General features: G+C 50.6%; 23 protein-coding genes and 1 pseudogene. 7 read left to right on the forward strand and 17 right to left on the reverse strand.

Features of this window, described 5'->3' with window-relative positions; all coding sequences use genetic code 11:
• Positions 1-140: 140 nt before the first annotated feature.
• The 4 genes from HMPREF3277_RS07870 to HMPREF3277_RS07885 all read left to right on the forward strand — a co-directional run bounded on the left by HMPREF3277_RS07870 (position 141) and on the right by HMPREF3277_RS07885 (position 3,907).
• Positions 141-1,076, forward strand: a complete 936-nt coding sequence (locus tag HMPREF3277_RS07870) for a dihydroorotate oxidase (RefSeq protein ID WP_070870658.1) — start codon at positions 141-143, stop codon at positions 1,074-1,076.
• 403 nt (positions 1,077-1,479) lie between these two features.
• A complete protein-coding gene (locus HMPREF3277_RS07875) occupies positions 1,480-2,616 on the forward strand; it encodes a 5-(carboxyamino)imidazole ribonucleotide synthase (RefSeq protein WP_070870753.1) in 1,137 nt (378 codons plus the stop codon).
• Positions 2,617-2,722: 106 nt separating this feature from the next.
• Positions 2,723-3,205 (forward strand): GNAT family N-acetyltransferase, encoded by a 483-nt coding sequence (locus HMPREF3277_RS07880; RefSeq protein WP_003756935.1) that lies wholly within the window; start codon positions 2,723-2,725, stop codon positions 3,203-3,205.
• 84 nt (positions 3,206-3,289) lie between these two features.
• The gene (locus HMPREF3277_RS07885; RefSeq protein WP_141765199.1) at positions 3,290-3,907 is read left to right on the forward strand and encodes a Smr/MutS family protein; all 618 of its coding nucleotides are present in this window, start codon (positions 3,290-3,292) and stop codon (positions 3,905-3,907) included.
• A gap of 131 nt (positions 3,908-4,038) precedes the next feature.
• On the opposite strand, the gene HMPREF3277_RS07890 is transcribed toward HMPREF3277_RS07885, so the two are convergent.
• Together HMPREF3277_RS07890 and HMPREF3277_RS15620 are read right to left on the reverse strand one after the other, a co-directional pair.
• Positions 4,039-5,406: an FAD-binding oxidoreductase gene (locus tag HMPREF3277_RS07890; protein WP_070870662.1), complete on the reverse strand. Its 1,368-nt coding sequence runs from the start codon at positions 5,404-5,406 to the stop codon at positions 4,039-4,041.
• A gap of 134 nt (positions 5,407-5,540) precedes the next feature.
• Complete coding sequence (locus HMPREF3277_RS15620; RefSeq protein ID WP_049224223.1) at positions 5,541-5,843, reverse strand: hypothetical protein; 303 nt, start codon at positions 5,841-5,843, stop codon at positions 5,541-5,543.
• Positions 5,844-6,409: 566 nt separating this feature from the next.
• On the opposite strand from HMPREF3277_RS15620, the gene HMPREF3277_RS07900 reads away from it, so the two are divergent.
• On the forward strand, positions 6,410-6,889 hold the full coding sequence (locus HMPREF3277_RS07900) for an FKBP-type peptidyl-prolyl cis-trans isomerase (RefSeq protein ID WP_003778575.1): 480 nt from the start codon (positions 6,410-6,412) through the stop codon (positions 6,887-6,889).
• A 5-nt stretch (positions 6,890-6,894) separates the two neighbouring features.
• On the opposite strand, the gene HMPREF3277_RS15735 is transcribed toward HMPREF3277_RS07900, so the two are convergent.
• From HMPREF3277_RS15735 to ilvD, 6 genes and pseudogenes are all read right to left on the reverse strand, one after another.
• Complete coding sequence (locus HMPREF3277_RS15735) at positions 6,895-7,017, reverse strand: hypothetical protein (protein WP_003778576.1); 123 nt, start codon at positions 7,015-7,017, stop codon at positions 6,895-6,897.
• A gap of 39 nt (positions 7,018-7,056) precedes the next feature.
• On the reverse strand, positions 7,057-7,989 hold the full coding sequence (locus tag HMPREF3277_RS07905; RefSeq protein ID WP_246830782.1) for a DUF4299 family protein: 933 nt from the start codon (positions 7,987-7,989) through the stop codon (positions 7,057-7,059).
• A gap of 217 nt (positions 7,990-8,206) precedes the next feature.
• The gene (locus HMPREF3277_RS07910) at positions 8,207-8,650 is read right to left on the reverse strand and encodes an EVE domain-containing protein (protein WP_070870665.1); all 444 of its coding nucleotides are present in this window, start codon (positions 8,648-8,650) and stop codon (positions 8,207-8,209) included.
• Between the two features lie 118 nt (positions 8,651-8,768).
• Positions 8,769-9,239, reverse strand: a pseudogene (locus HMPREF3277_RS07915) (GNAT family N-acetyltransferase).
• A 49-nt stretch (positions 9,240-9,288) separates the two neighbouring features.
• Complete coding sequence (locus tag HMPREF3277_RS07920; protein ID WP_070870667.1) at positions 9,289-10,128, reverse strand: alpha/beta hydrolase; 840 nt, start codon at positions 10,126-10,128, stop codon at positions 9,289-9,291.
• A gap of 294 nt (positions 10,129-10,422) precedes the next feature.
• Positions 10,423-12,282, reverse strand: a complete 1,860-nt coding sequence (gene ilvD / locus HMPREF3277_RS07925) for a dihydroxy-acid dehydratase (protein ID WP_070870669.1) — start codon at positions 12,280-12,282, stop codon at positions 10,423-10,425.
• Between the two features lie 392 nt (positions 12,283-12,674).
• Here ilvD and HMPREF3277_RS07930 point away from each other — a divergent pair, with 392 nt between their 5' ends.
• Together HMPREF3277_RS07930 and HMPREF3277_RS07935 are read left to right on the forward strand one after the other, a co-directional pair.
• On the forward strand, positions 12,675-13,526 hold the full coding sequence (locus tag HMPREF3277_RS07930) for a hypothetical protein (protein ID WP_070870671.1): 852 nt from the start codon (positions 12,675-12,677) through the stop codon (positions 13,524-13,526).
• 183 nt (positions 13,527-13,709) lie between these two features.
• Complete coding sequence (locus HMPREF3277_RS07935; protein ID WP_070870672.1) at positions 13,710-14,066, forward strand: hypothetical protein; 357 nt, start codon at positions 13,710-13,712, stop codon at positions 14,064-14,066.
• Positions 14,067-14,237: 171 nt separating this feature from the next.
• On the opposite strand, the gene HMPREF3277_RS07940 is transcribed toward HMPREF3277_RS07935, so the two are convergent.
• The 9 genes from HMPREF3277_RS07940 to rdgB all read right to left on the reverse strand — a co-directional run bounded on the left by HMPREF3277_RS07940 (position 14,238) and on the right by rdgB (position 23,857).
• A complete protein-coding gene (locus tag HMPREF3277_RS07940; RefSeq protein ID WP_070870674.1) occupies positions 14,238-15,068 on the reverse strand; it encodes a symmetrical bis(5'-nucleosyl)-tetraphosphatase in 831 nt (276 codons plus the stop codon).
• 80 nt (positions 15,069-15,148) lie between these two features.
• Positions 15,149-15,538 (reverse strand): RidA family protein, encoded by a 390-nt coding sequence (locus HMPREF3277_RS07945; RefSeq protein WP_070512072.1) that lies wholly within the window; start codon positions 15,536-15,538, stop codon positions 15,149-15,151.
• Between the two features lie 382 nt (positions 15,539-15,920).
• Positions 15,921-16,499 (reverse strand): opacity family porin, encoded by a 579-nt coding sequence (locus HMPREF3277_RS07950; protein WP_003766937.1) that lies wholly within the window; start codon positions 16,497-16,499, stop codon positions 15,921-15,923.
• Positions 16,500-16,681: 182 nt separating this feature from the next.
• On the reverse strand, positions 16,682-17,857 hold the full coding sequence (hemW, locus tag HMPREF3277_RS07955; protein WP_070870676.1) for a radical SAM family heme chaperone HemW: 1,176 nt from the start codon (positions 17,855-17,857) through the stop codon (positions 16,682-16,684).
• 225 nt (positions 17,858-18,082) lie between these two features.
• Positions 18,083-18,850 carry a DUF6630 family protein gene (locus HMPREF3277_RS07960; RefSeq protein WP_246830783.1) on the reverse strand — a complete coding sequence of 256 codons (768 nt, stop codon included), beginning with the start codon at positions 18,848-18,850 and terminating at the stop codon, positions 18,083-18,085.
• Positions 18,851-18,928: 78 nt separating this feature from the next.
• Positions 18,929-19,438: a hypothetical protein gene (locus HMPREF3277_RS07965; protein ID WP_070870678.1), complete on the reverse strand. Its 510-nt coding sequence runs from the start codon at positions 19,436-19,438 to the stop codon at positions 18,929-18,931.
• A 75-nt stretch (positions 19,439-19,513) separates the two neighbouring features.
• Positions 19,514-19,672 carry a hypothetical protein gene (locus HMPREF3277_RS14925; RefSeq protein WP_168168256.1) on the reverse strand — a complete coding sequence of 53 codons (159 nt, stop codon included), beginning with the start codon at positions 19,670-19,672 and terminating at the stop codon, positions 19,514-19,516.
• Between the two features lie 11 nt (positions 19,673-19,683).
• On the reverse strand, positions 19,684-22,995 hold the full coding sequence (locus HMPREF3277_RS07970) for a TonB-dependent receptor domain-containing protein (protein ID WP_070870680.1): 3,312 nt from the start codon (positions 22,993-22,995) through the stop codon (positions 19,684-19,686).
• Positions 22,996-23,263: 268 nt separating this feature from the next.
• Positions 23,264-23,857, reverse strand: coding sequence for an RdgB/HAM1 family non-canonical purine NTP pyrophosphatase (rdgB, locus tag HMPREF3277_RS07975; protein ID WP_070857800.1), 594 nt, complete (start codon positions 23,855-23,857; stop codon positions 23,264-23,266).
• Positions 23,858-23,925 lie beyond the last annotated feature (68 nt).

The following is a 23,925-nucleotide window of genomic DNA, read 5'->3' on the forward strand; positions in this document are numbered from 1 at the left end:
GCCGTACTGGTTTAAATTTAATCCACTATAAAACAACATTTCCCTACATTGTCTGTCATTTGATGTTTGTTAAAAATTTTGCCGCCTATTCGTGTTACGCTTCGCAATCAATTTGATTTTTCAAGGGAAAGGAGCAGGATATGCCGTCATTGAGAACGCAAATCGCCGGTTTTTCTTTTGACAACTGTCTGATGAACGCCGCAGGCGTGGCGTGTATGACCGTAGAAGAATTGGAAGAAGTCAGACAATCCGCCGCAGGCAGCTTCGTCACCAAAACGGCGACGCTGGAAGCGCGTGCGGGCAATCCCGAGCCGCGTTACCGCGATGTACCGCTGGGCAGCATCAATTCCATGGGCTTACCGAATCAAGGTATTGATTACTATTTGGATTATTTGCTGAGCCTTCAAGAATCGCAGCCTGAACGGACATTTTTCCTCTCGCTGGTCGGTATGTCGCCCGATGAAACACACACGCTGTTGAAAAAGGTGCAAAACAGCGGTTTTAAAGGCATTACCGAACTCAACCTTTCCTGTCCGAACGTCCCCGGCAAGCCGCAAATCGCCTACGACTTTGAAACGACCGAGCGGATTTTGGGCGAAGCCTTTGGCTACTTCGACAAGCCTTTAGGCATCAAACTGCCGCCGTATTTCGACATCGTCCATTTCGACCAAGCGGCGGAAGTGTTCAACCGCCATCCGCTGAAATTCGTCAATTGCGTCAATTCCATCGGCAACGGCATGTATATCGAAGACGAATCCGTTGTGATCCGGCCTAAAAACGGCTTCGGCGGCATAGGTGGCGAATACATCAAACCGACTGCGCTCGCCAATGTCCACGCGTTCTACCAAAGATTGAATCCGTCCATCCAAATCATCGGCACAGGCGGCGTTTATACCGGGCGCGATGCGTTCGAGCATATCTTGTGCGGCGCGAGCATGGTGCAAATCGGCACGGCGCTGCATCAGCAAGGTGTCGGAGTTTTCGAACGTGTTTCGCTTGGCTTGAAAGCCATCATGGCGAAAAAAGGCTATGAGAAGCTGGAAGATTTCAAAGGCAAACTGAAATATCTGGGGTAAGTCTGCTCAGATGAAGGGGAAAAGGTCGTCTGAAAACCATCATACGGTTTCAGACGACCTTTTATTACAAAACGGCTGCCGATAGGTTTCTTTGGAAAATTCGGATATCGGGGGAGGACATTTTGATTGTTGTCATTTTGCTCATACGGCAGGCATCGAAATAGCGTGTATAGTGGATTAAATTTAAATCAGGACAAGGCGCCGAAGCCGCAGACAGTACAGATAGTACGGCACCGATCCACTTGGTGCTTCAGCACCTTAGAGAATCGTTTTCTTTGAGCTAAGGCGAGGTAACGCCGTACTGGTTTAAAGTTAATCCACTATAAAAGGCGTTTTAACATTTATCTCTATAAGCAGGTTTGTTACAATTTCGGGAAAATTTTAGTGGAACCGCAAAATGCTGATGAACTCATCCGCCATCCTCCCGCCCGCCATGCTCGGCATCCTCGGCGGCGGACAATTAGGCAGAATGTTTACCGTTGCCGCCAAAACCATGGGCTACAAAGTAACCGTACTCGACCCCGATCCGAACGCGCCGGCGGCGGAATTTGCCGACCGCCATTTGTGCGCGCCGTTTGACGCCCAAGCCGCCTTGGACGAGTTGGCAAAATGCGCGGCGGTTACTACTGAATTTGAAAACGTCAATGCCGACGCGATGCGCTTTTTGGCAAAACATACCAACGTTTCCCCCAGTGGCGACTGCGTGGCCATCGCGCAAAACCGTATTCAGGAAAAAGCTTGGATACGCAAAGCGGGGCTACAAACCGCGCCGTATCAAGCGGTTTGCCGTTCAGACGACATCAGCGAAGAAAGCGCGCAATTTTTGCCCGGCATCCTGAAAACGGCTACTTTGGGCTACGACGGCAAAGGTCAAATCCGCGTCAAAACGGTGGACGAACTCAAAGCCGCGTTTGCCGAACACGGCGGCGTGAATTGCGTTTTGGAAAAAATGGTGGATTTGCGCGGCGAAATTTCCGTTATCGTATGCCGTCTGAACCATGAAAACGTGCAAACCTTCGATCCTGCCGAAAATATCCACGAAAACGGCATCTTGGCTTATTCCATCGTCCCCGCGCGGCTGAGTGCCGACGTGCAGCAACAGGCGCGGCAAATGGCGCAACGCTTGGCGGATGAGTTGAATTATGTCGGTGTGTTGGCGGTGGAAATGTTCGTCGTCGGCGACACGCATGAATTGGTCGTCAACGAAATCGCCCCGCGCCCGCACAATTCCGGCCACCATACGATAGATGCCTGCGCCGCAGACCAGTTCCAGCAGCAGGTGCGCATTATGTGCAATCTGCCGCCTGCCGATACCAAGCTGCTTTCTTCATGCTGCATGGCGAATATTTTGGGCGACGTTTGGCAGGAAGACGGCGGCGAACCGAATTGGCTGCCGTTGCAAAGCAATCCGAATGCACACCTGCACCTATACGGCAAAAAGGCCGCGCGGAAAGGCCGCAAAATGGGACATTTCACCGTTTTGTCCGCCGATGCCGACACTGCGTTTGAAGTGGCAGGAAAATTACATCAAAGCCTTTGAATATAAAATATAATATCGGAAACAGCGTTCAGACGACCCCCTGTCTGTTTATGAAGAAAACGTCGTCTGAACACGCATTACAATACATCTTACAACACATCTTGCCATGAGCCTTCTGACTATACTCCGTCCTGCAGTCGCGCAAGACTGCCAAGCCATACACAATGCCCATCTGCACGCCGTCCAATATACTTGCATCCGCAGTTACGACGATAAAGTATTGCATGCGTGGGAAGCCCTGCTCGATATCGACAGCTACCTCGAAACCATTTCCGATCCCGGCAAAGCCTTTTGGGTGGTGGAATACAGGGGGACCATACAGGGTTTTTTCCAAGTGGACTTCAAAGAAGCCCAATTGGACGCGTTGTATGTCCATCCCTTCGTCCATAATCACGGCTTGGGTACAGCTTTGCTGCGCCGTGCCGAAGAACTTGCACATCAGGCGGGTTTGAGCTTTTTGAAACTGTACGCCTCGCTCAACTCCGTTCCTTTCTACCGCTTGAACCACTACGAATCTTTAGGTTCCGCCGTATTGCAGTTGAACAAAGACGTCAAGGTCAAGTGCGAACTGATGCGCAAATATCTATAAGCCGTTTTCAGACGACCTGTACACGGAACGCTGAGGTCGTCTGAAAATGAGTTTTTTCATGTTCAACCTCGAAATATCCCCATGATGAAAACAGATTTCCAATCCGCCTTGAAAGCATTAGGCAAGCAAGCCAAAAAAGAAGCCGAAGCGCGGGCGCAGGAGCAAGCCTTGGCGAAGAAGCGCGAGGAAGAGAATATCGATTTCGCCAAAGCCGTAGGCGCAGTAACGCCGCTGAAAACCGCGCCGCGCTATGAAGTACCGCGTGATAAAACGCCCATCAAACCCCGTCCGAAAGAACAGGAAAGTTTGGCAGCCGAAGATTATTTTTATGTCGGCAGCGGCGCTTCTTGGGATGAACCGCCCGCTTCGTTCAGTAAAAACGGACAAGGGAAAAACGACTTGCAACGTCTGCGTAACGGGCATTATCCCGTAGTCGCCGATGTCGATTTACACGGCTACACGCAGGAAGAGGCACAACAGGTTTTAAACGAATTTATCGAATTTACCCAAAAGCGGGGTGTATGCGCCGAAATCATTCACGGCAGCGGTTTGGGCTCGTCAGGCTACAAACCCGTTTTAAAAAACATGACGCGCCGCTGGCTGATGCAGCACCCTGATGTATTGGCTTATATCGAGCCGAGGGAAGGCAATGACGGCGCTGTACGCATTTTGTTGAAGCGCAGGCGCAGGGAAGAAGAATAGTTTGTGCTGGATTGATTGGGCTGAGGCAATGTTGCCTTGAGTGCAATCTGCGAACCATGACAAAGGTCGTCTGAAACTGAGATTAGGTTTTCAGACGACCTTTTCGATTTTGGCAAATACTGAAATATTGCTTATGGCAGGAGCTTGCCCGGATTCATGATGCCGTGCGGGTCAAGCTGGGCTTTGATGGCGCGCATCAAGGCGATTTCGGACGGGGTACGGACGCTGGGGAGCCAGTGTTTTTTGATGGTGCCGATACCGTGTTCCGCCGCGATGGTACCGTGGCAGGCGAGGATGTGTTCATAGACGATGCTGTTGACGGCATCTTCGTAACGGTAGGCTTCGTTGCTCAAGACGTCGGACAGGAAGGTGTTGTAATGCAGGCTGCCGTCGCCCAAATGTCCGAAGCAGACAATTTGTATACTCGGAAAACGGGTTTCCAAGGCGGGGGCGCATTGATGGACAAAGGCGGCGACTTGGGCAATCGGGACGGCGATGTCGTGTTTGATGCTGGTGCCGAGCTTGCGCTGGGAGGCGGAAATGTTTTCACGCAGCGTCCACAGATCGAGGCGCTCTTGTTCGGATTGCGCGATGATGCTGTTTTCTTGGCCGTTTTGATAGAGAAACTCGGCAAGTTTTTCGTCGAGCGCGGCATCGGGAACGGAATCGGTCAGTTCGAGCAGGACGTGCCAGTTTGCATCGGTCGGCTGTTTGAGATAACTGAACTTGGAAGACAATGCCAAAGCGTAGCGGCTGATCAGCTCGAAACTGGTGAGACGTTCGGCAAAATGCCCTTGTACGGCTGTTAAAAGCTGTACGGCAGATTCGATGTCGTCCAAACCTACCCACGCGGTCGCTATGGTTTGCGGACGGGCGAAGAGTTTGAGCGTAGCGGCGGTGATAATGCCGAGCGTGCCTTCGCTGCCGATAAAGAGGTGGCGCAGGTCGTAACCGGTGGTATTTTTGTGCAGCGGTTGGAGATGGGAAACAAGTTCGCCATTAGGCAGGACGACTTCCAAGCCTAATACCAAGTCGCGCATACTGCCGTAGCGTAAAACGTTTAATCCGCCGGCGTTGCAGGCGATGTTACCGCCGATTTCGCACGAGCCTTCGCTGGCAAGACTGAGGGGGAACAGTCTGCCTGCTTCGGCTGCCGCTTTTTGGACGTTTTGCAGGATTACGCCCGCTTCGACGGTGATGCTGTTATCGGCAAGGTTGATTTCGCGGATGCGGTTGATTTTGGAAAGGTTGAGCAGTACGCCGCCGGAAGCTACCGCTGCGCCGCACAAACCGGTATTGCCGCCCTGCGGGGTAACGGGGATACGGTGTTCAAAACAAAACCGCATGATTTCTTGTACATTTTCTATAGAATGCGGTTGCAAGATGATGTCCGGTTCGGAAACAAAGCGGCGGCGCTGGTCGTTTAACAAGGCCGGTGTGGCTTCGAGGATTTCGGCGGGGGAAAGGAATTCAAGAAAACGGTCGTACAGATTGGGCATAACAGGCAGCAGGATGGTTTGTGTGTGTACGGAAGATTATATAGCGGATAAGGGAAGCGAAAAACGGTAAAGGTCGTCTGAAAAACAAAAAAGCAGGATACAATCCGTATCCTGCTTTTTTAGCTGTAAAAATATTATTTTGCAGCAGAAGCGGCAGAAGCAGCAGCTGAGCTGGCAGCAGAAGCAGCGCCAGTTGCAGCAGAAGCAGCGGTATTAGCTGCAGAAGCGGCAGTGTTGGCAGCAGAAGCAGCGGTGTTAGCTGCAGAAGCGGCTTCAGTTGCAGAGGAAGCTGCAGAAGCGGCACCAGTTGCAGAAGAAGCGGCAGAAGCAGCAGTTTCAGAGGCACCGGAAGCAGTAGGAGCAGCAGTATCAGCGCCTTTGTTACAAGCAGCCAAAGCCAAAGATAACAGAGCAGCAGCAATCAGAGATTTTTTCATTTTGAGAACCTTCTTTAAATCGATTTAAGTAGAACAAAACAACAAAACGACATATAAGTCGTTTCATTTAGAGTAAAAATTCATTGCTGAATTTCCTGCATTATGCCCCACAGGGTGCTTCGGTGCAACGATACGGACGAATTAGTAATTTTTAATCAATCTGAAATGGACGAAAGACGGGGGTGAAACTAGTCCGCATTGGCTGTTATTCAATGTACATTTGAAATAAATTGTATAGTAAAATTTATTTATTTCATACGTTTACATTTGAATAATGCGCTATGGGCCCTTGTTTTCAATCGGTTTAAATGAAATGCGGGCAGTTGTTGCGCATAAAAGCAAAAAGTTGTAAAAAAGTTACACAGATATAAAGATTATCAAAATTTACGCTTTTGCGCGCAATATGTTAAATATTGTGCATATAAATTTATAATTGTTAGTTTTGATAATTTTGCGATAAATCTCCGTGCATGACGGCGGTGTGTTAGAATGCTTTAGATTTGTTGGCAGAGGGTTGTCAATAAAGAAAACCTGTTTTGATAAACGGTCATGATAAAGGATAAAAAATGGCTATTGAAAAAAATTCTGTGGTTTCGCTTCACTATGAAATGTACGATGCGGACAACCAACTGCTGGACAAAACCGAAGAACCCATCGTCTATCTGCATGGCGGATATGACGGCATTTTCCCTTTGGTGGAAGAAGCTTTGCACGAGAAAAACGTCGGCGATACCGTTGAAGTCGCGCTGTCTCCCGATGATGCTTTTGGCGAGCAAGATCCCGGCCTGGTGCGTATCGAAGACGTCAGCGTGTTTCCGGTTGAAGTGGAAGTCGGCATGATGTTTGAAGCCGATGATCCTGAAACCGGCGATGTCTTGATTTACCGCGTAACCGACGTGGCGGACGGCAAAGCCGTAGTAGACGGCAACCATCCGCTTGCCGGCATGAAAATCTTGTTCAAAGCGACAGTTGACGGCGTACGCGATGCGACTGAAGAGGAAATCGCACACGGCCACGTTCACGGCCCGCACGGTCATCATCACTAATTGAGTTAGTCTGCAATGCAAAAGGTCGTCTGAAAACAGGATTGGGTTTCTGTTTTCAGACGACCTTTTTGTATGTCGCCTAAATCCACGCCTTTAAAAGGGATAATCTGAAACTTATTGACCGTCATTTTGATTGCCTCATTTTATAAATGGCGGCTGCCTGAGCATTATTCGATGGCAAGCTGAGCCAATTCGTCTTTCGTGAATGCTTCCAGCAGAATATACGCTGCGTCAATAAAGCGGTATTTTTCTTTGGGCAGCTGTGCGATAAAGGTTTCGTAGGGCAGCTCAGTAGGTGAATCGTCATCGTTGGTAAAAATCAATCTCCAGCTGCTGATATCGTTGTTGGAAATATCGAGATCCGTGCCGTATTCTATTTCGGGTTGGTAGGGCAGGATAGTCGGCAGTTCAGGGTTTAAGACATAAAAGCCGACGAGCTCTCCCGTGTCACTATTTTTTCCAATCATTTGATGAGCGGAATAGGCATCCAGCCATTGGGTTTCACGCATCAGGCAGCTGAAGGCTGCGAGTGGGTCGTTGTCGGCTAGAATTTTGTCGCGAATCTCTTTGTTCAGTGCCACAGGGCGGGTAACGCCGTAGAATTTATAGTTTTGTATTTCGTTTTCATCTTCAAAAGGCACCATGGATATACCGGCCTGTATGTCTGGTTTGAAATCGAAGGTTTGGATGGTGTCGGCAGTGAAGGTTTCACCGGTTTCGCAGGTAATCGGTTGTTTGAGCGCGCGGGCTAAATCGGCGAGATATTGCAGGGCAATTTGCCAGTCTTCCAAAGTGCTGGGCGTGAATTGCCGCACAGCGTATTCCTGTGTGTCTTCATCAAAGGATAATTCAAATCCCCTACCGCTTTTTTCGTTCACGCCAAGCAGCAGACATTCGAAGTCGGATAACGGCAGTGTTTGAAATTGCTGTAAATCAAAATCTTCATCGTGTTCATCAAATGAAAATTGTGCCAGCGGCTGCGATGAAAGCTGGAAACATTCCTGCACTGTTAATACGGGCAAGCGGCTAAATAGCTTTTTGGGATTTTTGATGTAAAAAGAAATGCTCATCGGAATATCTTTTCCAAATTTTGGTGGCATTTAGCCGCTATTTGTAGGCAGTTTGTACAATGAAATTAATGCAGGCTGTTTTAAGTTTTCAGACGACCTCGGATTTTTTGTGACTGTTAAACGGCAAAATGGTCGTATCCGTCATCGATTTTTGCGCAGGCGCGTTGGGGTGTGGCTTCACGGTCGCCTGCCGTACCTTCGGTGCAAATGGTGCCGCCAGCCTGCAACAGCAGCACTTTTACCCGCCTTACAAAAATCCCTGTTGTTGCCAGACCGTGTCGGGCGGCAACTGCATATACGTCCGCACAAAATCAAAGAAATCGCGGCTGATTTCAAAATGTCCGTAACGCAGCATGGAGGCGTATTTTTTCCATTCGGGATGTGTGCGGATGATGTCTATCGGGCAGTTGCGGCGGGTTTCGGCATACTCCACATTGCGGCGGAAGGGGATGAAGGTCTCGCTCATTTGGAACGGATAGGCGGTATCGTCCGTAATTTGGCCGAATGCGGTAAAGGCTTGCAGTTTTTCCGCGCCGTCCATGCAGATTTTCGGGCTGTAATAAAGCAGCCAGTCGCCGCGCTTCATGCGGTTGAGCGGTGCGGCTTTGCCGTGGCACACTTGGCAGAACCCGCCTGCCACGCCGCGCAGGACGTGTTCTTGGGATACGGTACCAATCCAATATTTTGTCATTATTGTCTTTCTATCGGTTGCGGATTTGAAGCAGCCTACACTTGGGTTTTCCGAAAGTGCAGGTTGCTTTTTGGGGTTTCAGACGGCATTCAGGCTGCTTGAAAACGCCTATCCTACCCTACGCGCCGCTGCCCAACGCCAGCCGCATCACCGACACGGTTTCGCCGTTATGCGGCCGCGTTTCAATTTCGCGCCAGCCGTATTTGGCGTACACCGCCTGCACGTCGGGCGTGTAAAGATAGAGTTCGGGCAGGCCGAGCCGCTGCGCTTCAATCAGGGCGTGTTCCATCAGATGCCTGCCCACGCCGCGCCCGCGTGCTTCGGGCAGCACGAACACGTCGCCCAGCCAGTATTCGTATTGCGGCAGCGCGGCGATGTCGTGCCGTTTCAGCGCGGCCGAACCGAGCAGTCACCCACCGTCCACCGCCAGCCAGGCAAGCGGCAGGTCATTGCCTTCCAAGTAGCGGGCGTAATAGGCGCGGATTTTTTCCACGTTCTGCCACGGGGCGAAATCGTGCCATTCGGCGTGCAGGGCGTGGGCGAGGGTGTCGATGTGCTGCGGCTGTTCCGCTAGCGGGACGATATTTATCGGCGAGGTGGTCTCCAAGGGCTTTCAGGCTACCTGAAAACGGTGTGGGTTATGCCGTGTGGGCAGAAGTATTCTGTCTGATAAAGTCCAGCAGCATTGCACCAACATCGTCCTGCGGGCCGCCGATGCTTAATGCTGTGGAAAGGTGGTTGTGGTGCGGCAGTTCGCGTAAGTCGGCCTGCGGGTAGGCATCGCGCAAAGCCTGCGCCTGCTGCCGGAACAGCGGCGGGTCGTATTGCGAGACGGTGTAAAGCGCGGGCACGCGGATTCGGCCGAGTTGCGGCAGATTGCCGGTGCGTTCGGACGGTGTGCCGTAATAGGCACTGATGCCCGGGTGCGTGCCTGCTGACGGCGGGTCGTAAATCCCCGAAAACATGATTACGCCTGCAACCGGCAGCGGCACGTTTTGGCGTTGCCCGAAGGCGAGTGCATCGGCAACATGGGCCGCGCCTGCGGACTGCCCTACAAGCCAAATCCGCGCATCGGGCCGTTCGCGGTGCAGCAGACCGACAACGCTGGTAATGTCGTCCCGTGCATCAGGATAGGGATGGTCGGGGGCAAGGCGGTAGTCGGGAACGACGGCCTGCATTCCACTGGCTTCCGCCCATGCGCCGATATTGGCGAAAAACGGGCTGTCGGGGTTGCCTTTGCTGCCGGCAACAAAGCCGCCGCCGTGTATATAGACGATGATGTCCGATTTGTCGGGCAGGCCGTAGCGGTCGAATTTCTGGTGTTTGTGCCCACCGTAGGCAAGGTCTCGCCGGACGTGTTCGGGCGAAGGGGCTGTGGGGGCAAACAGTTGGTAGGTTGCTGCAACAAATTCTGGGGAGAGGCTGCCGCCGTGTATCCGGTCTAAGGCGGCGATTTGGGTTTGCTGTTCGGGAGTCATGGGATTCTTTCGGGTGGGTGGGGACAGGGTTTCAGGTTGCCTGAAAAACCTTACTCGTCTTCGGTCAGGTGGCAGACGAAACCGGCGAAGCTGTCTGCAATGTATTCTTCCGTCAAATCGTCCTGATAGATATTAATGACGGGTGGTTCGCCGTTTGCGCCGGTGTTGCGGTAGTCCAGCGCGAAAAAGCTGTGTCCGTTGTCTTCTTGGGCGAAAAAGTGCAGGCTGCTTTTTAGATTTTCAGACGACCTACGATACCGTATGGTCGTCTGAAACCTTTATTGCCGTACTGTTTTACCGTTCGATTTGGCTCACATCCCGCACCGCGCCTTTGTCAGCGGAAGTTGCCATCGCACCGTAAGCCCTTAATGCAGCGGAAACATAGCGGTCGCGGTTTTCCGGTTTCCACGCTTTGCTGCCGCGTGCTTCCATTTCGGCGCGGCGTTTTGCGAGTTCTTCGTCGGACACTTTCAGGTTGATGCTGCGGTTGGGGATGTCGATTTCAATCGTGTCACCTTCGTGCACCAAACCGATGGCGCCGCCTTCCGCCGCTTCGGGCGAGGCGTGGCCGATACTCAAGCCTGATGTGCCGCCGGAGAAGCGTCCGTCAGTCAGCAAGGCACAGGCTTTGCCCAAGCCTTTGGATTTCAGGTAAGAAGTCGGATACAGCATTTCCTGCATGCCCGGGCCGCCTTTCGGGCCTTCGTAGCGGATGATGACGATGTCGCCGGCGACGATTTGGTTGCCCAAAATGCCTTCGACGGCGGCTTCCTGGCTTTCAAACACGCGGGCGCGGCCGGTGAATTTGAGGATGCTCTCGTCCACGCCTGCGGTTTTCACCACGCAGCCGCGCTCGGCGATGTTGCCGAACAAGACCGCCAAACCGCCGTCTTGCGAGTAGGCGTGTTCGACGTTGCGGATGCAGCCTTTTTCGCGGTCGAGGTCGAGGGTTTTCCACATGCGGTTTTGCGAGAACGCTTGGGTGGTGCGCACGCCGCCGGGCGCGGCTTTGAAGCGTTCGATGGCGTGGGTGTTTTCGGGATTGGTTACGTCCCATTTTTCAATCGCGTCTTTCAGCGTCGGCGCGTGGATGGTGTACACGTCGGTGTGCAGTTTGCCCGCTTTGTCCAGTTCTTTCAGAATGGCGAAGATGCCGCCGGCGCGGTGCACGTCTTCCATGTAGTAGTCGTGGTTGTTGGGCGCGGTTTTGCAGATGCAGGGCACGACGCGGCTTAAGCGGTCGATGTCGGCCATTTTGAAATCCACGCCGGCTTCGTTGGCGACGGCGAGCAAATGCAGGATGGTGTTGGTGGAGCCGCCCATGGCGATGTCCATGGTCATGGCGTTTTCAAACGCTTTTTTGGTGGCGATGCTGCGCGGCAATACGGTTTCGTCGTCTTGTTCGTAATAGCGTTTGGTGATTTCGACAATCATGCGGCCGGCTTCGAGGAACAATTCTTTGCGGCCGGCGTGGGTGGCGAGATAGGAGCCGTTGCCGGGCAGGGACAGGCCGAGCGCTTCGGTCAGGCAGTTCATAGAGTTGGCGGTGAACATGCCGGAGCAGGAGCCGCAGGTCGGGCAGGCGTTTTGTTCGACTTCTTCGACCTGTTGGTTGCTGACATTGTCATCCGCCGATTCAATCATGGCGTCAATCAAGTCCAAGCGGCGTTCGGGCTGGATGTTGGCCACGCCGATGACTTTGCCCGCTTCCATCGGACCGCCGGAAACGAAGATGGTCGGAATGTTCAGGCGCATGGCGGCAATCAGCATTCCCGGAGTGATTTTGTCGCAGTTGGAAATGCACACCAGCGCGTCGGCGCAGTGGGCGTTGACCATGTATTCGATGGAGTCGGCAATCAAATCGCGGCTGGGCAGGGAGTACAACATGCCGCTGTGTCCCATGGCGATGCCGTCGTCGATGGCGATGGTGTTGAATTCTTTGGCGATGGCACCGGCTTTTTCGATTTCACGGGCAACCAGTTGGCCCATGTTGTGCAGGTGGACATGGCCGGGCACGAATTGGGTGAACGAGTTGGCAACGGCGATGATGGGCTTGCCGAAGTCGGTTTCCATCACGCCGGTGGCGCGCCACAATGCGCGTGCGCCCGCCATATTGCGGCCGTGGGTGGAGGTTTTGGAGCGGTATTCTGGCATGGGGTATTCCTCAGAGGAGTGGTATTTTGAAAGACGAGCCGTCTGAAATAAAGGTATCGACATGAGCAACCTTTGTTTCAGACGGCCTTTAGACCGGTATTTTATATGAAATACCGCATAATAAGAAATGCTTTAAGGCAAACGAAAGGTCGTCTGAAACAAGGTTTCGACTTTGCAAAAACTGTTTTTCAGACGACCTTGATGGCAAGAAATCCTAGCATTATTTACAGTTTTTGAAAGACAATACTTCCTTTGAAGCCGTCTCTCCCGATAGAGGCGCAATTAATTGATAAAGGCAAATTCAGAAAAGCAGGCAAGATGATCGATTATGCAATTAGTGAAGGGCATATTACCAAGACAGAAGGCCGTAGATTAAATAGGAGATAAGCAACATGTTGAAAATTTTGAATAATTCCTTAAATGGGATTACTTTGGGGCAAAGAAAGGTTGACTTAGATGATGCTACTTTAAATGAATCTAGTTGTTCATTAGAGTTTGATAGAAAGCACAAGATACAATCTGATTCACAAGTAATTACTTTATCATCTTCTGAAACTTGTGATGAATTTAGCTTAAATGGAAAAATTATTAACTTCTCCAATCTCGAAAAATTTGTAGAAGAGGAGAATCCTCTGGTAGAAATTTCGGATGAAGAAAAATATTTTTATACTTTTCCACAATATAATTTAGTTTTATATGTTGATTATAAAGATAAATTGTTTCTACAGGTATTAATTTACGATGAAAGTATAAAAGATTTATATGAAAATAGCGGGCAAAAATACTCAGACTTCCAAAAAAGTAAACTTAAAAGTCTAATTACATTTTATGGTAAATTGATATTTATTCCTCATGTGTCAGTAGGTAATTTTGAATTTAACAGTTCTCTATCGGATATTAGAAAAGAATATGATATATTAGAAAAAATTATCCCGGATAAGAAAAATATCTTATGGATAAATAATTTTGCGCTTAGATTTGATAATGAAAAATTGACGCAAATTACAATTTTTTATGATAAAAAAGAAATTATTCCAATATACTATGATGAAATTAATATCTCATCAGAAAAAGGGCTTTCTGAATTATTAAATAAATATGATGGAATTGAAAGGGGGGAATTTAAATATCTTTTCAAAGAATTAGGTTTGGTTGTGGCAAAAGACTTCTCTGAGTTTCACTTCTTTGAACAATCATTATTAAAATTTTGGGCAAATTTGCATAGGCCTATCACCAGTTGGTAATTGCAGGTCGTAAGTACATAGCTCAATTAAACTCCGGATTCTGATGCATGGAATGTAAGGAATTTATGCATGTATTTTTTGTTTTCAGACGACCTCAATATCTTCTTTGATATCGTCTGAACTATCTGTTTTTTTACAGAAAAAGCGTTCTAAAGAAATTAGGCTTTGAATTGGAGAAAGTAAATGGAAAAGTTGTTGGTTGGAGCAATTGGGACTATTTTGCTTTTGATAGGTGCTTCAAGTATGTCACATCCACTTGAAAAAAATATTCCATATAATGATTTGACCGTTAAGTACTATTTAGGAATGAGTTTCCCTAAGTATAATCATCCTGCAAAATTGTATAATGAGATTAATTTGGATAAAGTAGATGAAATTAGAAAAAGCAAGGAAATTATATCTTATTATGTCGGATTTTATAGAGATGAAAAATTAATTAAATTTGATAAATATATTAATAACAACAAAATAATGGGTTTTACCTATGAGTATGATGGCAGAGGAAATCTGATAAAAATATATCAAAATAACGTTGAATAAAATAAACAGATTAAGGTTGCAACCAACAAAACCGTGAGGTCGTCTGAAAATTAGTTTTCAGTCGACTTTCTTTTTATGCTGCCGCAAACGTGCTTCTATATTATCTATATTAACTGACTTCCCCCCTCCCACACACCGCCTTCAATGGTTATGCTTTTTCAATTTCATGGCTTATTTCAAAGCCGTTTTCCAGTCCAAACCGCCTAGGGAGGGGACTTGGGTGATACTGTGGTCGGCAAGGTTGATGGCGGTCAGTTCGCCGCCCCAAAGTGCGCCTGTATCGAGGGAGAGGATGTTGTCGGTGTTCATAAAGCCCAGTGAAGACCAGTGTCCGAAGACGATGGTGTGGCTGAGGTTTTGCCTGTCGGGGGCTTTGAACCAAGGGCGCAGGTTCGGGGGCATTTTTTTGAGGGTGGATTTGTAGTCGTAGTCGAGTTCGTTTTTCAGTGTCAGCGCGCGCATTCGGGTGAAGACGTTGAGAATCATGCGCAGGCGGTCGTAGCCGGTCAGATCGTCGCGCCATTCGGCGGGTTTGTTGCCGTACATTTTGGAGAAAAACTTTTTGTATTTTTTGCCACGCAGTTCGGCTTCGGTTTCGCTGGCAAGCAGTTCGGCGCGGGCGATGGTCCACTGGGGCAGGATGCCGGCGTGAACCATAACATGGCGCACGCCTTTGATCAGCAGGGGCTGGAAGCGCAGCCATTCGAGCATTTTTTTGCTGTCGGGATGTTGGAGGATGGGGGTGATGGTGTCGCTGCGCTTGACGGTGCCTTCGCCGTAGCCGACGGCGAGCAGGTGCAGGTCATGGTTGCCGAGAACCATGCGGACGCTGCTTTCGTGTTCTATGCAGAATTGGAGGACTTCGAGGGATTTGGGGCCGCGGTTGACGATGTCGCCGACGAGCCAGAGGGTGTCTGTACCGTGGTTGAAGTTGATTTTGTCGAGCAAAAGGGTGAGTTCGTCGAAGCAGCCTTGAATATCGCCGATTGCGTAGTGTGCCATTGTTGTTATTGTCCGATAGTGTGTGGTGTTTCAGACGACCTTTGGCTTGTGGGAGGTCGTCTGAAAACGGGTTGCGTGTCTTATGCGTTCAGTACCAGCACGGCTTCGGCTTCGACCTGCACGCCTTTGGGCAGGGAGGCGACACCGACGGCGGCGCGGGCGGGGAAGGGTTCTTGGATGAACTCTGCCATGACTTCGTTGAAGACGGCGAAGTTGGCAAGGTCGGTCAGGTAGGCGTTGAGTTTGACGATGTCGCCCAGCGAGCCGCCAGCGGCTTCGGCAACGGCTTGCAGGTTTTTAAAGACCTGACGGGCTTCGGCGCGGAAGTCGCCGTTGCCGACAACAGTCATGGTGGCGGGATCGAGAGGGATTTGCCCACTCATGTAAACGGTATCGCCCGCGCGCACGGCTTGGCTGTATGCGCCGATGGCGGCGGGGGCTTTGTCGGTGTGGATGATGGTTTTGGACATGATTTTCTCCTGTTGTCGGGGGCGTCTGAAAGATAGGAACTTTGATGAAAACGGTGTCGATTATCGTATAAAACCGAGTGATTGTGTAGGGTATGGATATTTTCAGACGACCTTTGGTGAAATAAATTTGAATGAGAATAGAATTATAGTAGATTAACTTTAAACCAGTACGGCGTTGCCTCTCCTTAGCTCAAAGAGAACGATTCTCTAAGGTGCTGAAGCACCAAGTGAATCGGTTCCGTACTATCTGTACTGTCTACGGCTTCGTCGCCTTGTCCTGATTTATGTTAATTCCACTATAATTCGCATGTACTTCACTCATTTGCAAAAACCGCCCGAAGTTTGGACGCTTCGGGCGGTTTTATTATGAGGGATGCGGGAATTAGAATTTCACGCGGACACCGGTGGAAAATTCGTGAGCGTGTACTTTCAAGCCGTCGAATTTGCCCAAGTGGTTGTAGCGGTAGCCGGCGTCCAAAGCGACGTTTTCGGTAATGTCATAGCCTACGCCTGCCAATACGCCTACGCCGGTTTTAGTTTTGCGAATGGATTCAGTCTCATGGAAATTCACACTGCGGTAATCGTCGTCATAAGAAAAGCGGTTGATGCCTACGCGTGCGCCGACATAAGGTTTGACCGGGGAATTTAAGTTGAAATCATAAATGGCGGAAACGCCGACGCTTTGGAGTTTGATTTTCGAGTCGAGTGTGTAATTCCGACCCTGTTCATGGTCTTTTAAAGTTTTATAGTGGGTATAATCGGCAGCGACACGGAAATCACCGAAATCATATCCGGCAGACAGGCGCGGGCTGAAGCCTTTGCTACTGGTCTTGCCACCTTCATCGTTGGTTTTAAGGGTTGAGTGGCCAAGATCGCCTTGAATATAGAAACCACGGCTGTCATCTGCCAGCGCAACGGTTGAGATGGAGAGGGCAATCAGGGTAGTCAGAATTTTTTTCATGTTTGTTTCCTTGTAACGGAATAAGGGGTATCACCGCCGAGTATTTATTCAAGGCCGACGGTTATCCCAATTGTATTTTATTATGATAAAACAAACAACATGAAAACTGTCTGTCATGGTCTTTGATAGCAGCCTGCGGATGTTACGGTTTGGCGTATCAAGGTCGTCTGAAAAAGTGGGTGCTATAAAAAGCATTGCAATAAATCGTTTAAAAACAACCGTCCCTGCTCGGTCGGGCGGAACACGGTCGGGTCGGTTTCCAGCAAACCTCTTTGTCTTGCCGTTTCGATTTGCGCCATGATTTTGGCGGCGGGTACGCCTGTGCGCTCCTGCAACATCGCGGCGGGTACGCCGTCGGTCAGGCGCAGGGCGTTCATCATGAATTCGAACGGCAAATCTTCGGCGGCAACGGTTTTACGTTCTACGGCTTCACTCGGCTGACTTTGCATTAAGGCGAGGTAGTCGTTGGGATGGCGGCGGCGGACGGTGCGCTCGATGTGGTCGGGGTAGGAGATTTTGCCGTGCGCACCCGCGCCTATGCCTAAATAATCGCCGAACTGCCAGTAGTTCAAATTGTGGCGGCACTGCATGGCGGGTTTCGCAAAAGCCGATGTTTCGTAGTGGATAAAACCCGCGCCTTCCAGCGCGCTGTGTACCGCGTCTTCGATGTCGAGGGCGGCTTCGTCTTGCGGTAAACCTTTCGGCGGCGTATGGCCGAACGGTGTGTTCGGCTCCATGGTCAGATGATACGCGCTGATGTGGGTTGCGCCCGTGGCGATGGCGGTTTGCACGTCGTCCAATGCCGTCTGAACGGTCTGGTTCGGCAGGGCGTACATCAAGTCGATATTGACTTTATCAAATAATTTCAAGGCGGTAGCTATGGCGGTTAAGGCTTCTTTGCCGTTGTGGACGCGCCCCAGCCGCGCAAGCATATCGTCGTTGAAACTCTGCACGCCAATAGACAGCCGCGTGATACCCGCATCTTTAAATCCTTGAAATTTCTCAATTTCAAACGTACCCGGATTGGCTTCCAACGTAATTTCCGCTTCCGGCTGCAAGCGCAACAGCGAACGCACGCCGCTCAACAAACGGTCAATCGACTCCGCCTGAAACAGGCTGGGCGTACCGCCGCCGAAAAATATCGTTTCCACCGGCCTGCCCCAAATATTGGGCAATTCGAGCTGCAAATCGGTCAGCAGCGCGTCGATATAGGCGGCTTCGGGCAATCCGTTTTTCAGGCTGTGGGAATTGAAGTCGCAATACGGGCATTTTTTGATGCACCACGGGATGTGGATGTAGAGCGATAGAGGCGGCAGGGCGGTGAGTTGTCCGGCTTGGGGGAATGTGATTTGGGTCATGGTGTGTTTTTGGGGATTGAGGTCGTCTGAAATTTTTTCAGACGACAGTTGCGGTATTATATAGTGGATTAAATTTAAATTAGGACAAGGCGACGAAGCCGCAGACAGTACAGATAGTACGGCACCGATTCACTTGGTGCTTCAGCACCTTAGAGAATCGTTTTCTTTGAGCTAAGGCGAGGTAACGCCGTACTGGTTTAAAGTTAATCCACTATAAGTTTCGTGTTAGATGGTTTTATTTGCCCGCTGCAAGGATACACCATATTGTTTCGATACTTTTTCAAAATCGGCTGTGTCTTGTTGCGGGATGATGATAAAGGTGTAGTAGTCGCTTCCCGTGTCTGCGCTATAAAGTACCGCTCCGGCGGCTTCAAATAAGGGATATACGGCCCTTGCCAGCTCATCGGGCAGATCTTCTTCAAGCTGCTGTTCGGTCCAATTCAGGACGACATTAAAACGTTGTGCCATTTCTGCGATGCAGTCAATAAAACCTTCCCCATCTTTCCAATCAACGGAAAACAGATGTGCGTAGTCTTCGAGGTTATTGTGTAGGATGAAGCCTTCGGTTAAGAGGTTTTTAAATACGGCGGTTTTGTTATTTTCTTCCTGCGTGTTATTTTCCCCATCTTCATCTTCCTCTATTAAGTCTTGATGGATATTTTCGATAATGATGCCAACGGTTTCCGGCTGGTCGCGGTAAATGACATCCAGCCAATGCCGGAAAAGTGTTTCATGATTTTTTAATGGGCGGAACATTGTGTAAATAAACAAACAGATAAAAAATAAAGGGAACATCAGCCACATCAATAAACGCCACAAAACGACAATGACGGGCAGAAAAGGCTTTGAGACAAACAACAAAGTTTTAGAAATAAACAGTAACAGGATTAATGATAAAGCTACTATAGACGACAATATCAAACGGATGGTTTTCATCAGCGGAATAAAGGGCAGCAAGAGCAGTTTCAAAAGTTGATGGCGGGCATGGGCCATAAATTCGGTTTTATTTCGTCACAAGGACAATCTCAGGTCGTCTGAAATTTTTTCAGACGACCTTTTGCCTTTATGCCGTTAAAGTCTTTTGCGAATCCAAGACGAGAGTTTGGGCGCGCCGAACAGTAGGAAAATCCCGATAAGGAATTGGGCGGTGCTGGCGAATATACCGGCTTGGTTTTGCGTGCCGAGATTCGCCCAAATGGATGTCTGCGTGTCGGTAGAGATAGATTGTGTAAAACGATAAATAGAGAACAAGTAAATCAGTTCGGGTATGGCTTGGGAAAGAGTGTATATGCCGATCAAAACAATACCGGTCATCATCCATGGCGCAGGGTGTTTGGGAGGCTCCTGTGCGGTTTGCAGATGTTGGGGCAGCAGGCGGTTGGCAATGGTGGCAGGGAAACACCATACAAGCAGCCATGCGGCCAAATAAAAGCCGTAGATGGATAGCGGCAACAGGAGTTGTGCGCTGTTATATTCGCTTCCAGACTGGGCAAATATGGTAACGATGCTGCTGAGCGTTTGTACGATACCGATTAAAACGATCAAACGGATGGCGGCAATCAGGATTTGCTTAGGCGACATGAGTTTCTTTCGTGATGTGGTGGGTTTGGGTCGTCTGAAAAAGCATTTCGGGTTTTCAGACGACCTATCATCGATTTATAAGGCTTTGATTTTTTCATCAATTCCCGTAACGCCTGCCCCCCTGAGGCTTTTGGGAATCATGGGTTGCGGGTCGTTTTCGTGGCAGGCAGAAACGCAGGCATCATAGCAGCTTTTGTTGGAGAGGTCGTCTGAAATTTTCAGACGACCTTTCAAGCATTGCCCCGTCAGAATTTGCCTGTAAACCCGATGGTAACCGCCCGTCCCGGTGCGGGGATGGGGACGTTGGACATGGGGTCGAGGTAGTAGCGGTTGGTGAGGTTGCTGACGCTGAAGTTCATGCTCAGGTTTTTGCCGAAGTTGTAGCGTCCGTAAGCATCCAATACCAAGGCGGAACGCCAGTGGTAGGGGCGGCCTGATGCCTGCATAATCCGCGCCAAGCCCTGACGCGCCAGTTTGTCCTGCTGGTCGGTATCGACGGTGCTGTGGTAGATGCCGCGCATACCCAGTTCCAGCCTGTTGTTGAAGCGGCGGGTGCCAACATCGAGGTTGAGCGAGTATTTCGGCTGCATGGTTTGATAGAAGCGGGTGGCGCCGAAGCCGCCGTCGATACATTTGGGGATGCGGTTGTTATAGACGTCGTAGTTGAAGGCGGTCGATTTGTCGCAGGTGCGCTGTTTTAAGCGGTAGTTTGCGCCGAACGAGGCAAACCATTTGCCGCTGTCGATACGGCTTTGCAGCTCGATGCCGCTGGTTTGTTTCTTGTCGTATTGGGTCAGGTTTTTGTTTTCGGTAATGTCGATGGCGTTTTTGATGGTGTTGTTGTAGTAGGTCAGGCGGATGTTGCCGTGTTTCAGCCGTTGCCAGTAGGGTGTGAAATTGAATGAATAGCCTGCCTCCCAGTTGGTGCTGCGTTCGGGCTTCAGGTTGAATTCGGTATTGTAGGCTTCCAGCAGGTTAACGTTGGTGGTGGTTGCTTCGTAAATGCTGGGGAAGCGGGTCGCCTGCGCGAAACGGGCGAACAGGCGGCTGTTGTCGGTCAAATCGTAGCTGACGGCGATAACGGGCGACCATGCGCTGGCTTTCAGGTGTTTGGGCATGGGCCATACTTCGTCTTCGTTGGCGGGCTTTTTATAGAGGCGGTGGCCGCCGGTACTGCCCATCGTAGTCGCCCGCTCTTTTTTTTGCAGATAGGGTGTTTTAACATCATCTATTGCAGCATTGGTTAAATATTTGAAATAGCTGCCTTGCAATCCCTGCGGATTGTTTACTTTTTCATTAAATTGCCCTTGCGCGAAAACCGGCCCTTGATATTTACCGTCGATATAGGGCGTATAGACTTCTTTCTGCCGGTAAACGGCTTCGTCGTGGTTGAAGGACGGGTTATCTACCTGTGGATTGTCGCCGTTTGCGTTGGCATAGATGACTTCGCCGGTCTGCCTTTCTCCGTTAATCGAATATCCTTTATCGTTATAGTCATAACCGTATTTGTGGCGGAATTCGTTTATCAGACGATTTGACTCGTCAACATCTTCTGTTCTCAGGATTTTCCGCACATCGTCCGCTTCTTCTTTATTTGCAATCAGTTCGTAATAGGGGATATAGCTGCCGAGGATATAGCCGTCCGAGCTTTTCCCTCCTTGCAAATCGACGGAATAAAACGGATCTTTTCTCGTCCGCCTTGCTTTTGCCAAGGCATCGTCGTAAGCCCAGAATTTGTCGTAGCGTATGCCTGCCTGAATGTTCAGGCGGTCGGTTGCCTGCCAGTCGAAAGCGACTCCCGCGCCCCATTCGTGGCGGCGTCCCGCCCTCGGACCGGCAACGGCTGTGGCGGCTGTGGCGGCACCGATGATGTCGAAGATATCTTTGTCGTTGCTGGTGATTCGGTTGGATTCGTCCAGTTTTTCATATTGGACGTTGGCGCAGAAGGTCATGGCGAGCTTGTCGCTCAGGCGCATGCGGTTGCTGATGTCGGCGCCGGTACGGGTGGCGCGGGTGCGCTGTTCCACGCCTGATTTGACGCGGTATGCGCCGGGTACAGGAGGCGGATCTTTCGGCTCTTCGGCAGGAACCAACCCTTCGGCAACCAGCTCGCGGCAGCCTATGCCTTCGCTGATGTGCCTGCCGATAAATTCATTGGGAATTTTATTGTGGACAAAACAGTTGGCCCACTTGTCGTATTCCTGATCGCCGTAGGTAACGGCCAAATCCGGCCCGCCGCTTTGATGTCGGGAACTGGTTGTTTGGGTGCGCCAGATATTGGCCTGCAAGTCTACCCAGCGGCTGCCTTCGGGCTTCCATTCGTAGCCGATTTTATGGCTTTTGGTGTCAATGGTGGAATTGAGCGTTTGCGCAGGTATGACCAGCGGCGGCCTGCCGGTGAAGTTGAACTCGTTGCTGAAGCCCAGCAGTATGGCGTTGTAAAAGGGGTTGTTTTCGCCGAAACGGACGCGGGTGCGCATATGGCCGAGGCTGATTTTCTGATTATTGGGCAGATACCAGTTGTTTTTCAGCAGCAGGCTTTTGCTTGCCACATTGCTATTGAACACTTCTTCGCCGGGGCGGTAGAGCTTCGCCATGTTCGGTATCATGGTCGCGCCCGTATTACCGAAATCCGCATTGTCCGGGTCGTATTCCGGATTGTTCAGATAGCCGCCCGCCCCGCGTTTGCCGCTGAAGTAATTGCCTTTTTTGCGGTCGCTGTAAGCAATCAGGCCGTCTGAAATATCGGTTTTGAACGCCGCCGAAACCATGCCCGAACGGTCGTCTTTGAAATTGCCGATTTTGCTGCTGCGGCTGCGCGGCGGTTTTTTCTCTTGGAAATCGAGTGCCTGATAAGGCTCCAACGTTCCGGCGACTGCGCCCGCCGCCCCGTCTGCCGTCGGCCTGCCCGGAATGGTGCGGTAATCTTCAACACCGAGGTATTGCAAATTATCAACGCGGGGCTTGGCCGTATTGCCCGAAAAACTGCCTTTTATCTGAATACCCCATTTTTTCCCTTCGGGAACAATGTCTTCCGGCTCGATGGTTTGAATGGCGACCGAACCGCCTACTCCCGATTTGACACCTCGGGTCATCGACGGCCCTTTTTCTACCGCAATACTGCGGAACAGGGCGGGATCGACATAGTTTCTGTCGGCAACGTCGTAATTGTTCATCCATACGTCGACGGTCTGTTCCGTTCCGTCAATGGTAACGGGGATGCGGCCTTTTCCGGCGATGCCGCGGATGCTGGGCGTAATCGCGCTGCCCGCATTGCGCGTATTCATGTTGTATACGCCGTTGAGCCCCTTGAGGATGTCGCCGGCGGCATCGGGGCGGTAGCGTTCAAGGTATTCTTTGCCGAGGTAGGCGTTGGAGACGTTTTTGCTGTATTGCTGCGCTTCGCCTTTCTGGTCTTTGGTCAGGCGTTTGCCGCGGACTTCGATAGTGTCGAGGACGGCGGTGTCGGGTGTAACCGCATCTGCTGCCCACAGGTGTGGGCTGTGCCAAAAAATACTGAGGCAGGCGACGATGGTTTTGAAGGGGTAGTTTCTCATGTGATGACTCCTTGTATTGTCTTTATAACAGGCGCTCCGTCGGGTGCGGACGGTAACCAATACTTCAAGGAGTGGTTTGTAGAATGTGTTTTATGTTTTTATGATGGGGATTTTTGAGTAAGGATATTTGCTGTTTTTTTTGGATATTATAAGTTTTTGAAAAAATTTTATAAGTTTTGTTCCTTTGATGGTGCGTTTTACGGATAAACGGGATGGAAAACGTCGTCTGAAAACGGCGTGGCGGGTTTTCAGACGACGTTTTTGTTGTTCAGAGGGCTTCGATTTTTTTCAACAATTTCCGCAACGCCTGTCCCCTGTGGCTTTCGGCGTTTTTGATTTCGGGGGCAAGCTCGGCGGCGGTGCAGTTGTGTTCGGGCAGGTAGAAATGCGGGTCGTAGCCGAAGCCGTTGGTGCCTGCGGCTTCTGTCTGCCATTGTCCGTGCCAGATGCCTTCGGCGATGATGGGCTGCGGGTCGTTTTCGTGGCGGACGAGGACAAGGACGCAGGCATAATAACAGCTTTTGTCGGCTTTGTCGGCGAGGTCGTCTGAAAGGCGTTTGTTGTTGGCGGCATCGGATTTGGGGTTTGCTCCGGCATAGCGGGCGGAGAGGATACCGGGTGCGCCGTTTAATGCGGCGGCGCAGATACCGGAGTCGTCGGCGAGCGCGGGCAGGCCGCTGTGTTTGGCGGCGTGGCGGGCTTTGGCGAGCGCATTTTCGACGAAGGTGCGGTACGGCTCGGGGCATTCGGGCGTGTCGAACTGCGATTGCGGCAGGACTTCGATGTTCAAATCGGCGAAGAGGCGGGAAAATTCTTTGAGTTTGCCTGCGTTGCCGCTGGCGAGGACGATTTTGTCGAACATGGGTTTTCCTTAATGGGGTTCGGTTTGTTGCGAGCGCATGATTTGTGCGCGGGCTTTATGGCGGATGT

The organism is Neisseria sp. HMSC70E02, from assembly GCF_001838645.1.
Classification (GTDB): domain Bacteria; phylum Pseudomonadota; class Gammaproteobacteria; order Burkholderiales; family Neisseriaceae; genus Neisseria; species Neisseria macacae.

What these genes read in the sequence shown, in the direction of transcription:
- HMPREF3277_RS07960 (WP_246830783.1), bottom strand. Translation starts at nt 18,850, where the DNA reads ATGGCCCATGCCCGCCATCAACTTTTGAAACTGCTCTTGCTGCCCTTT.
- HMPREF3277_RS07935 (WP_070870672.1), top strand. Translation starts at nt 13,710, where the DNA reads ATGGAAAAGTTGTTGGTTGGAGCAATTGGGACTATTTTGCTTTTGATA.
- HMPREF3277_RS07970 (WP_070870680.1), bottom strand. Translation starts at nt 22,995, where the DNA reads ATGAGAAACTACCCCTTCAAAACCATCGTCGCCTGCCTCAGTATTTTT.
- ilvD (WP_070870669.1), bottom strand. Translation starts at nt 12,282, where the DNA reads ATGCCAGAATACCGCTCCAAAACCTCCACCCACGGCCGCAATATGGCG.
- HMPREF3277_RS07875 (WP_070870753.1), top strand. Translation starts at nt 1,480, where the DNA reads ATGAACTCATCCGCCATCCTCCCGCCCGCCATGCTCGGCATCCTCGGC.
- HMPREF3277_RS15735 (WP_003778576.1), bottom strand. Translation starts at nt 7,017, where the DNA reads ATGACGGTCAATAAGTTTCAGATTATCCCTTTTAAAGGCGTGGATTTA.
- HMPREF3277_RS07965 (WP_070870678.1), bottom strand. Translation starts at nt 19,438, where the DNA reads ATGTCGCCTAAGCAAATCCTGATTGCCGCCATCCGTTTGATCGTTTTA.
- HMPREF3277_RS07905 (WP_246830782.1), bottom strand. Translation starts at nt 7,989, where the DNA reads ATGCCACCAAAATTTGGAAAAGATATTCCGATGAGCATTTCTTTTTAC.
- HMPREF3277_RS07870 (WP_070870658.1), top strand. Translation starts at nt 141, where the DNA reads ATGCCGTCATTGAGAACGCAAATCGCCGGTTTTTCTTTTGACAACTGT.
- HMPREF3277_RS07945 (WP_070512072.1), bottom strand. Translation starts at nt 15,538, where the DNA reads ATGTCCAAAACCATCATCCACACCGACAAAGCCCCCGCCGCCATCGGC.
- HMPREF3277_RS07885 (WP_141765199.1), top strand. Translation starts at nt 3,290, where the DNA reads ATGAAAACAGATTTCCAATCCGCCTTGAAAGCATTAGGCAAGCAAGCC.
- rdgB (WP_070857800.1), bottom strand. Translation starts at nt 23,857, where the DNA reads ATGTTCGACAAAATCGTCCTCGCCAGCGGCAACGCAGGCAAACTCAAA.
- HMPREF3277_RS07940 (WP_070870674.1), bottom strand. Translation starts at nt 15,068, where the DNA reads ATGGCACACTACGCAATCGGCGATATTCAAGGCTGCTTCGACGAACTC.
- hemW (WP_070870676.1), bottom strand. Translation starts at nt 17,857, where the DNA reads ATGACCCAAATCACATTCCCCCAAGCCGGACAACTCACCGCCCTGCCG.
- HMPREF3277_RS07890 (WP_070870662.1), bottom strand. Translation starts at nt 5,406, where the DNA reads ATGCCCAATCTGTACGACCGTTTTCTTGAATTCCTTTCCCCCGCCGAA.
- HMPREF3277_RS07900 (WP_003778575.1), top strand. Translation starts at nt 6,410, where the DNA reads ATGGCTATTGAAAAAAATTCTGTGGTTTCGCTTCACTATGAAATGTAC.
- HMPREF3277_RS07910 (WP_070870665.1), bottom strand. Translation starts at nt 8,650, where the DNA reads ATGACAAAATATTGGATTGGTACCGTATCCCAAGAACACGTCCTGCGC.
- HMPREF3277_RS15620 (WP_049224223.1), bottom strand. Translation starts at nt 5,843, where the DNA reads ATGAAAAAATCTCTGATTGCTGCTGCTCTGTTATCTTTGGCTTTGGCT.
- HMPREF3277_RS07930 (WP_070870671.1), top strand. Translation starts at nt 12,675, where the DNA reads ATGTTGAAAATTTTGAATAATTCCTTAAATGGGATTACTTTGGGGCAA.
- HMPREF3277_RS07950 (WP_003766937.1), bottom strand. Translation starts at nt 16,499, where the DNA reads ATGAAAAAAATTCTGACTACCCTGATTGCCCTCTCCATCTCAACCGTT.
- HMPREF3277_RS07880 (WP_003756935.1), top strand. Translation starts at nt 2,723, where the DNA reads ATGAGCCTTCTGACTATACTCCGTCCTGCAGTCGCGCAAGACTGCCAA.
- HMPREF3277_RS07920 (WP_070870667.1), bottom strand. Translation starts at nt 10,128, where the DNA reads ATGACTCCCGAACAGCAAACCCAAATCGCCGCCTTAGACCGGATACAC.